This window comes from Virgibacillus proomii (assembly GCF_018916875.1).
Classification (GTDB): domain Bacteria; phylum Bacillota; class Bacilli; order Bacillales; family Amphibacillaceae; genus Virgibacillus; species Virgibacillus proomii_B.
The window spans coordinates 883,941-893,986 of record NZ_JAHLNO010000019.1 but is presented as its reverse complement, the minus strand read 5'-3'; the positions used below and the strand labels follow the sequence as shown (position 1 = coordinate 893,986).

The window sequence follows — 10,046 nt, the reverse complement described above, 5'->3', positions numbered from 1 at the left end:
CAACATGAGGAATCGCCTTTAACGGCAATAATCCGTTTGTACCAAAATCCAATAAATACACATGTAAATGTTCTGGATGATGTTGTTGAACTAAATTCATTACTACCGTTTGTAGAAATGTTGATTTCCCATATCCAGGACTTGCAAAAACTGCTAGATGTCCGCTTCTCGTTAAATCTAATGTTAATCGTGTTTGGGATTGCAGTTCTGGTTGATCCAAGAGACCTAACGTAACTACTAGCGGTTTCTTTGCTTCTTCTTTCCATGCTGTTTTATAATCTATATCTTGTATTTCTTTTGGCGGGATACGCTCAGGTAATGGCGGCAACCATGGTCTTGCCAGTGGCTCGATCTGACATTTTTCTGTGTAATCAGCAATATAGTCGATAACCGCTTCCAGTTCTGTTGGCTTTTTCTCAACATCTTTTTTGTGGGCTAAGCCGCTTAAATCCTCTGTGAGAATATCATATTGACCAAGATCATTAATTGCGTAAATCGTTGTATCTACAAATTCATGATCATCTTTATCAGGTACGTAATCTGCACCGCTCCATGCACTTTGAAACAATTCGTAAATTTCATTGTTTCCTACTTGCAAGTAAGCACGCCCCGGTAACGTAATCTCAGCAGCATCGGGTGTTTTTAAAATTTCGTTAGAATCACTTGCATTTTGCACCTTTAATGCCAATTTAAATTTGGAGTTCGACCAGATTTGATCATCTACGACACCACTTGGCTTTTGGGTTGCAAGAATAAGATGGATACCAAGTGAACGACCGATTCTTGCTGTTGAAACTAGTTCTTTCATAAAATCCGGCTGCTCTGACTTCAATTCAGCAAATTCATCAGAAATTAAAAATAAATGCGGCATTGGCTCACTCGCTTTTCCTTGCTTATACAACTTTTGATATTGGTTAATATGATTTACATTATGCTCACTGAACAGTCGCTGTCTTTTTTGCAATTCTGCTTTAATAGAAGCAAGAGCACGCATGGATTGCGCCTTATCTAAGTTCGTAATTGTACCGAGCAAATGCGGCATATGCTTAAATAAATTCGCCATTCCTCCGCCCTTATAGTCAATGAGTAGAAAGGCGACTTCGTGTGGGTGAAAGTTGACCCCGAGTGAGAGAATATAAGATTGAATAATTTCTGATTTACCGGAACCTGTCGTACCCGCAACGAGTCCATGTGGTCCGTGGGCTTTTTCGTGTAAATTTAATTGCACGATATCATCTTTTCCGCGTAATCCGAGCGGAACGGCAAGGGTCTTATACGTTTCATTTGTCCTCCAGCGTTGTTCAATAGCTAACCCGCTTACTTTTTCTACCCCATACATTTCCAAAAAAGTAACTTTTTCCGGTATCGAGTTTTTTAAGTTCTGTAAATGGTTGATAGGTGCTAAAGCACGAGTAATGTCTTCTTTATGAAAGCCATCTGGATAGTGATCGAGATGAAACTTTTTATTCACTAATTCGCCTTCTTCCAGTAAAATATTCCCGTGTTTTGCATCTCGGATATCAATAACTGTTTTTACATGCTCTGGAAGGGCCTGCATGACGTCTTGAACAAACATTAAAGATACACCTAATTCACTTGGATCTTCATTGAAAAACTCCATTACGATATGATCAATGATCATCTTTTCATCCGTTATCAAAATGACAAAATGTGGTGAAAAGTAAAGTTTCTCATTTTTATTACTTTTTTCCTCTATTGCTTGCCGGCGTTCTTTTAGTAATTGATACAAGGAAGAAAGGACTTGGTCACGTGAACGCTCATGATAAACAAAACCACGGACATTCACATCTCGTAAACTAGCATGCGGCAGCCAGCGCATCCAATCCCATTCTTGTTTTTCTTCTTCCGGAAAAATCGTAATAAATTGTACATCATGATAGCTGTGAAATAATGCGATTTGGGTAACCAATAGCTGCAATTGTTCCAATACAAGCGGACGGTGACCGATGTATCCGACCGGTCCTTTTGTTAAAGAAGTAACGACCGGAACATTGTCAATCTCTTGATATTGGGATAAAAGTTCTCTTGCTTGATCAATAAGTTCATCTTTCTCCTGGGAGAATTCTTCATCATTAAAATCGATTTCAAAGCTGGATTTTACGGTACCTAATCCAGCGCGAAAATGAAGAAAATCATGTTGATACATTGTTTTTTCATAAATTCTTGCCTCTACTTCTACAGCCATATTACGGATTGTCTCTACATCCGGATAGTGGTAAAACAGAGCATGTCGTTGCTCCTCACTTGTCTGATGCAGTTCTTTTGTTTTTCGTTGCAGGTATGCTTTATACGTCTCTTTCCGATGCTTCATGTCTTCTTTATATTTTTTGACGTTTTTTATATAAGAAGTAATGGAAAATATAATTGTCACAATCGTCATGGACAACATTACTATTATATAAATTCCCCTAGGCTGAATAAGTGATATCGCCACAAGTGCAGCAACCATGACAAGTGGTGGAACAATCGTACGCGCCAATTGCTCGCTAGGTTTAGAAGGTTTATTAGCTGGCTTTGCAATTGTGCGACCCTCCTCAGGCTCCCGGTAAATAATCCGTGGTGAACGATGATAATCAGGGTATTCACCACTGTAAGGAGTACTCACTTCAACCAGCTCTACTAATCTACTATCCAACTTTTGATTTGCCGTCATTACCTGTAGTTCATTTTCACCAATAAAAATTACCGTTCCATCTACAAACAACTGATCTCCCGGAGAAAGAACAGCATGGCAATCAACACGCTGAAAATTATGAAAAACATTCCCCAGCTGATCCTCTAACATAAAGGTAATCCCATTTTTTTCCCTGTTTACAACAAAATCTGCGGATGAATCTTCCAACATGATATCGTCATATTCGTTGCTTCCTACCGTAATCGTATCTCTTCCCGCAATATCAAAAACAAACAACATATCCTGATAAATAAAATAAAAGTCCATTGGTCTATCATTTATATCAATAGTCGTATATTTATCAAGTCTTTTCCCATCAAGAAATCCATCTGTCCCATCCCAATTTATAGTAAGTAATTGATTCAAGTCAGGAAATGTAATGCTATGAGACCACTCGCTTCCAATGGTTATATCACTAGCCTCTTCTGGTAAATGGCATTTATGCAATTGATTATTATAGGTGACCATAAGTGATTTCTGTGCCATCTTTTTCTCCCTCTCTAAACCGTTGCAATTAGTTCGCATTTTTACTATTTTTCTTCCTTTTTATCATCCTGATGACTATCTTTTTCCGCGTCCTTTTCTTTATCTTTCATATTATTTGTGCTTTCTTCATTTTCCGTATCTGAATCAGCAGGTGTTTCCGCTTCTGCTTCTACATTTGTATGTACTTCTTCATCTGTATTTGGTAAACTTCCTGCTTCTTCATCTTGCAAATTATAATCTTCTCGATACTGATTTAATTCATCCTGTAATTTCTTAACTTCTTCTTCTCGTTCAGACCCGGTCAAATCAGGATTATTTTTAACTTGCTCTATTTTTTTAATTAGTCCATACATAATCAATTGAGGATCATCAAGATATTTAGCCTTATCAATGGAAGTTTCAAATTCTCCTCTGCCATTGTAAATCCAATAAAGTAAATAATCCGGATCACTTTTTAAGCTGACATTTTTTAAAATCACTTCTTTTTCATTATCCGATAAATTCTCGACCTTAATATAAGAATCCGCCAAAATATATTTTGTCTGGTTTGGCAGCTCTTCTGGCTCCTCTTCCTCCAACGTAGAAATAACCTCTCCATAAGCTGATGCCAGATATTCTCCATGTGCCTTCAAAAGATTATTCTGATATGGTGTTTTGATCAATCCATAATAAATAACAGGGATAGCTAAGAGCACGGAAACGATAATCATAATGATAGCAAGCTGTTTAAAGAGGCGAAAGCGTTTCTTTGGAACGATTTCCATTGTTCTTTCTGTTTTGCGTTGCTCTTCTTGATAGCTTTTGTGTAAATAATCAATGAGTTGTGCTAAATCTTCCATCTCACTAACTTGGCGTTGAAAATCTGTATCCTTAGCATTTTGTAATGAGCCATGATAAAGCTGATCAAAATTATATTTCTTAGAAAATAACGCAATGATAAAACACTGGAACTGTTTAAAGAACGTTTCTTCCGTCATCTCATAAGGTGGTACCAACTTACGAATCCCTCTATAAATAAGACATGGCATTAAGTTGTCGTCAAACACAAGGTTATCAGGGTGAAGGAAGAACGTTATCCTTGTATGTAAATAACGCTGTAGCTTTGTCATATTACACAATAATCGTAGTTTTTCATTTCTATGTAACGCTACCAGTTGGTTCCATTTTTTCAATCTCGGTTCTAACGTAAACGAAAAATGATAGGAATCCTCCTCCTCTGTAATTGATAGTGGGGCAAAAAAATCAGATGGATGAAGCATTAAATCCATTTGTCGAATATTTTTGACTGCAGTTTGAGATTTAGGTAATCTCATTCGCCAGTCCTCTTTTTCGATTTCAAATTGCAGTGTCAGCTTTTCAAATTGTATCGTTTTTTCCTTCATATCTTATGACTCCTTTACCTGCTTTCACAACCATCTTTTCGTTTAAAATCAATATTAGAGGTTGTTCAAAAAGTATGACATCGAATTTCTTCGCACGTTAGAACGGATAAAATTAGTTCTTCAACGTAGTTTTAAAAAAATTTTAAGTTCTAATTATAAGTACAACTTGGCTTGTTTCTCCTCTTTGGAAAAGAAAACCGCTTTTCCCGCGCTGGAATTGGTTTTCGAGGAAGTCGTCCTAGTACTCATATAATTGCTAAAAGACCTTCTACTAAAAACGCCCATGTCCTGTGGGCAACGTAGAAGTCAGTACGTCCTGTACAAGCGCACTACTTAAAACTTCGCCGTTTCCAACTTTTCGGTCCTATTTACCCCCTTTTTGAACAGACACTAACAGTAAAATATGTATAGAAGGGCGAATTGCCCTAATTCGAAGCGATAATATTAGATAAAGTAAAACTTCATTCAGTAGGAGTTTTCCTCTATCCTCTACGGAATGTTAGTACCACAAGGGCCTTTGAACGAATCGGGAATTTAGCTACCGCTATCTCCCACTTAGACTACTTCGTATCGCCTATAACTCTTGAAGTGAGCGATTACGGCACCTTACATTCGGGATAAATATCGGTACTTAGTTATAAAACGAGTAAGATATCTCCATCGGTAACAGGATAGTCTGCGATAAAATCATCATCGGCAATTAATAGATTTTTCGTTATCACTTTAATTGCAAAACGTTCACTTTTTTTCTCGGAAAGATTTAATGTATCCATCACATAGTAGAGCAATTGTTTTACCGATAATTGAATAGGGATACGGAGATCATATTTTCCGTCCCCATCTACTACTTTACTAAAATCCATCGTTACATTGATATGTGTCTCTTTTGCCATCAACCAATTCTCCTAATTCAGCATTTTTTGCATCATGAAGTATAATCCTGTACTTAAAAGAAGAACTACCCCTGTCAATGTAATTAACCATGTACTTCCAGATTCTGAAGCTGACTCTTCTTCCGCCTCATTTACATCCGCTGCTTGTTTGCTAGTTGCAACATAGTCATTGGTAAACAATGAGTCCTTTGTCACTTGTAATGTTTTATTTGGCTCAGCATCCATCTTGAACAGCATATTCCCTAATTCTTCCATCGATTGCTTTTTTTCAGCTGCTTGTCTATTAATTTCCTTCGTCGTTTCTTCAGCAAATAAAGTTGGAAATACTTTGTCCAGTTCTGTTTCCTGATTAGAAGTTCTTTCTGATTCATCTTTCATAATGCGATCGATTTTCATTTCCAAATTTCCTTTATTTGAAGCAGTTGCTGCTGGTGTTCCAAAGAAGAAAAACACCAGCAGACTTGTGGAGATAATAAGAATGACTCTAACTGGCTTCCGCTTCATTTTCATCATCTGTATCTCCCTTTCCTTCTAAGCGATGTACTACTAATAGATTCGCCAAAATACCTAAAATAATTAATCCGATAATCAGTAGAATAGACACTTGATAATTGGCTTGTCCATGTACCACATTCCATAATAGTGTTTCTAAATATTGAAGTGGGGAGAAGTCTTTTAAATAGTCCATTCCTTTAATTCCAGCACCGAACGCATTGGTAAAGAACAGGTACATGCTAAGTACCATCAGCAGAAGAAACATACCGAACATTTTTAGCTGTCTTAATAAATAAGTAGCAATGAGTAACATTCCGGTAATCAATAAGACGATCAGACCTGTAAGCATTAACATACCGTTATCAGTTATCTTCATCGTATAGCTTGATACAACTCCAATTACAATTCCCTCTAACACACCAATTCCTGTAGTTATCAACGTGATCGGTGTATTTTTATTAATGAGTGATTTTTCGCTAGAGAATGGGTCCTCTTCTGCTTTTTTCTGATTGATCGTTGAGATAACATAAGCAGTAAATAAGACAACGATAAAGCAGATTAAGACTAAGAAATAAGGTGTAAATGTATCATCGGAAGAAGTTATTGTTCCTTCACTGCTTGTTTGGACTGGATTGGATAAAAAGTCATACAGATCTTCATTTGGTCGATCTCCAGTCCGGCTATTTGCCAATACACCAGTAAAGTTCTTCGCAAACTCCTGATCTTCCAATAATTTCTTCGTCATATCAACCGCTAATTCTTCTACCTGGCTAACAATATCTTTTCCACTTTCCTGTATTGCTTCAGCCTGTTTATCAATGCTGTCAAATGTGTCATATACGATGTCTGATTCCGTCACATTTCCTTGTGCTTGTTCAGCTAATGATTGACTAGCTGTTAATAATGGTTTGAATTCACTATCCAATGAAACAAGAGCAGTTTGTTCTTCTTCTGCACTTGCCTGAATTTGCTCTTGTGCCTTTACTAAATTCAAACTGTTCTTCCGCCAATTGTCTACATCTTCTAGTGTTGCAGCAAGAGTTTCATTAAGCTCTACAGCTTCACTGGCAGTTTTTTCAACTCGATTAACCAATTGATCTGCATTTTCCCTAGCAAACTGAACTTGTTGTTGATACGTTTCTATTTGTTTTTGCAGGTTTGCCCAGGGAGTACGAATTTGTTTGGCTACTTCATCACTAATTTGTAAAACGATATAGTCTTTTATTAAGCCGGGAACATCTTTTTTATTAAAGAGATAATACAACGAATCTTCAGTAGCTAATTCTTTTAATAATTTACCTTTTATTTGTTCCGGTAAATTGGAGCTACTCATATTTAAGCCAAAATAATTTTCATAAGATGAAAATAATTTTTGGTAAGGTGTTACTGTGTTCGTTACAGCTCTAATTAATTTATTCGTTGCGTTATCCATTCCTTCCATTGGCGTCATAATTTCATGGTTAATACGATTATTAATGATCTTAATTCTTTTGATTGGCGGCTCACTATCTTCTTCGTCCGTTGGCTCCTCTTCATTTGGCTCATCTGTTCCTGTTTCATCAGGGTTGCCATCTTCACCAGGATTTTCTCCGTCTTTGCTTTCACCGGTTTCAGATCCGCTTCCTCCCCCATTATCTGGTTGTGTTGGTTCTTTCTCTGGTGTTGGCTTTTGCTTTGTTGTTACCTTATCTCCATCTTGAGTTTTTGTTTTATCTTGCTTTTGCTCTTTAGTTGCTTCAACCTTTACATTTGCAACAAGAGGCGTTTCCGCTGTTTCAATTTGCGCTGTCTCCGGAACATCTACATTATCAATATCTTTTTGATGCAATTTCCAGCCCCAAGGAATTGGCTTGAAAATGTCTACTTTTGACTTTTTATCAAGCAAACGAAGTGTAACCTGAACGGTAAATATACCTTCTTCATTTGCTGGAAGAATAATTTCACCATCATGGTATTGTTTTGTATAATCCACATCACCAATACCAGGAATCGTCAGTTTTAAGTTTTCTACCTTATATTTTTCAAGAATGTGCTTTGGTATTTTTAATTTAAATGTTTGCGCTGATTTTTTATTTTTCGGTAACTTTACGGAGTCAGACATAGTCATCCCTGAAGTATGCAATTTTTCCTTTAGTTGATTGATCTGGTATGATAATAACTTCGTTGGGTCGCCACTCGGCTTAAGATTTTCATCTGCACCAAGTCCCTTTTCCCCCATATATTTTTTGGTTACCGCAATAACATTCCTAATCTCTTGAACTGTATGCTTTGGCAGACCTACTTCTTCAAAGTCATCCATATTCAGTGAGGGCAATCGTCTTATTTGCTTATGAATATAATTTTTTGCATTTGCTGCCGGTTTTTTCAAAAACATATTTACCAATTTGTCATCTTTGTGTAACACATTGGCAAGAAGACCATCTAATCGATCTGAAATTACGCCGGTAAAACCACCCGAATAATCAGGACTTATTCTTCTTTCAATATCGCTGTACGTTTTTTGTACTTGAGCTAATGAGTCGTCCAAATATTTCTTTAGCATGTCCGCTCCTGTTGCAATATTTGCTCCACTACTTCTCCTGTACACTACTGACTTTACTGGTGGCTCAATTTCTACCATACCACTATTTTTTAGCTGATCATTAATTCGGGTGTTAGCAAGCTGCAATCTTTCCAATTGCTGTTCTACATCCTGCTGCTTTAACGATCCATCAAACTCATTTAATGTTTGATAGAATTCGAGTAATTGTACTCCGTTTTGTTCTTTTAATTTTGAAACATCGCCCAACGTAGATAAATAGTTTTCATCAAGTTTAGCATCATCCATTAATTGCTTTTGGAAGGTATTCATCAATTCTTGAAAATTACTAAAACTTTCTTTTGATAAATTGGTACTATCCTTAATGGTGCTAAACTGATTGGTATAATTCCCCAATGGATCAGACACTTCATTGTTAAGTTTATGCGTATAAACCGCTTGCTTTTTAATAATTTCACCAATATTGTCTTGGGCACCTTGCAGGTTACCAACGATACTGGCAAAGTAAACATCAATGATTCGGCGATTAAAATTATTTAACACGTTGCTTGCCGTTTTTTCTGCTTCTGCTGTTACATGCTCATTGTCAGAAGCGTTAATTTTATAATTTAGTACAACTGGTTCCGGTGATGGCTCATCAATAGCAAGAGCCTTCTCTGTAAAGTCATTAGGAATAACGATCATCATGTCATATGTACTACGTTTCAAGCCGCTCTCCGCTACCCCACGACTTACAATAAACCAATCATGCTCATTATCATTGTTTACGCTTTGAACAAATGCATCACCAAAAGCTAAATCGTCGCCATGTAACGTTGCCCCCTTATCTTCATTAACAAGAGCAATCGACATTTTTTTCGTATCTTTTGCTTCTTTCGTGCTTTCTGTTTGCTCTTGTTGATTTAAGGCGAGATAAGATAAACTCGAGGCAAGTATAATGATTAACAACAAAAACAGGAACCACCGTTTATCTAACTTTTTCATAAAAACAGCTCCTAGAATTGCATTAATAATTTGTTTTAAAACTATTAGCGGATATTCACAAAGTCGGGTTAAAATGACGCGTCGAAATTTAACGCACGTTAGAACGGATAAAATTCTAGCATTGAAGTTCATTCAACGTAGTTAAAAATTTTTAAGTTCTAAGTATAAGTGCAACTAGGCTATCGTCTGAGCTTCGCTTGTGACTTGTTTTTCCGTTCCTTGGAAAGGAAGAACGCTTTTCCTTGGATAGAGTAGTTTTTCGAGGAAGCCACCCTCATGCTCATGTATTTACTAAAGGATCTTCTACTAAAAGCGTCCACATTCTGTGAGTAACGTAGAAGTCAGTACATCCTGTACACGTGTGCTACACGAAACTACGTCATCTCGAACTTTGACTCGACAGGACTAGCTATGTTCGCGTTATAATAGAACTAGAAAAACGTTGACCGCGATAACCCGCGATTTTTTAAAAGGTTAAGGAAAACTCCAAAAGCAATATTCACGAATTTTCAAGGTCACTGCGGTCTTAGCCAATCTCAGTCCTGATTAACCTTTATGAACAGTCACTATGA

General features: G+C 36.9%; 5 protein-coding genes. All 5 read right to left on the bottom strand.

The window, feature by feature from the left end; genetic code table 11:
- On the bottom strand, positions 1 to 3,181 hold a 3,181-nt coding region (gene essC, locus KQI21_RS11380; RefSeq protein ID WP_216484268.1), incomplete at its 3' end, for a type VII secretion protein EssC.
- A gap of 44 nt (positions 3,182 to 3,225) precedes the next feature.
- Positions 3,226 to 4,563, bottom strand: a complete 1,338-nt coding sequence (gene essB / locus KQI21_RS11375) for a type VII secretion protein EssB (RefSeq protein WP_216484267.1) — start codon at positions 4,561 to 4,563, stop codon at positions 3,226 to 3,228.
- Positions 4,564 to 5,198: 635 nt separating this feature from the next.
- On the bottom strand, positions 5,199 to 5,456 hold the full coding sequence (locus tag KQI21_RS11370) for an EsaB/YukD family protein (protein ID WP_216484266.1): 258 nt from the start codon (positions 5,454 to 5,456) through the stop codon (positions 5,199 to 5,201).
- A gap of 12 nt (positions 5,457 to 5,468) precedes the next feature.
- Entirely contained in the window at positions 5,469 to 5,966 is a 498-nt protein-coding gene (gene essA, locus KQI21_RS11365; protein ID WP_216484265.1) for a type VII secretion protein EssA, read from the bottom strand.
- Positions 5,941 to 9,474 (bottom strand): type VII secretion protein EsaA, encoded by a 3,534-nt coding sequence (gene esaA / locus KQI21_RS11360; protein ID WP_216484264.1) that lies wholly within the window; start codon positions 9,472 to 9,474, stop codon positions 5,941 to 5,943. The genes essA and esaA overlap by 26 nt, the downstream gene beginning before the upstream one ends.
- Positions 9,475 to 10,046: the final 572 nt, after the last annotated feature.

Bases quoted from the DNA above. Each gene is read 5' to 3' on its own strand.
- esaA (WP_216484264.1), bottom strand. From the start codon at position 9,474: ATGAAAAAGTTAGATAAACGGTGGTTCCTGTTTTTGTTGTTAATCATT.
- essB (WP_216484267.1), bottom strand. From the start codon at position 4,563: ATGAAGGAAAAAACGATACAATTTGAAAAGCTGACACTGCAATTTGAA.
- KQI21_RS11370 (WP_216484266.1), bottom strand. From the start codon at position 5,456: ATGGCAAAAGAGACACATATCAATGTAACGATGGATTTTAGTAAAGTA.
- essA (WP_216484265.1), bottom strand. From the start codon at position 5,966: ATGAAAATGAAGCGGAAGCCAGTTAGAGTCATTCTTATTATCTCCACA.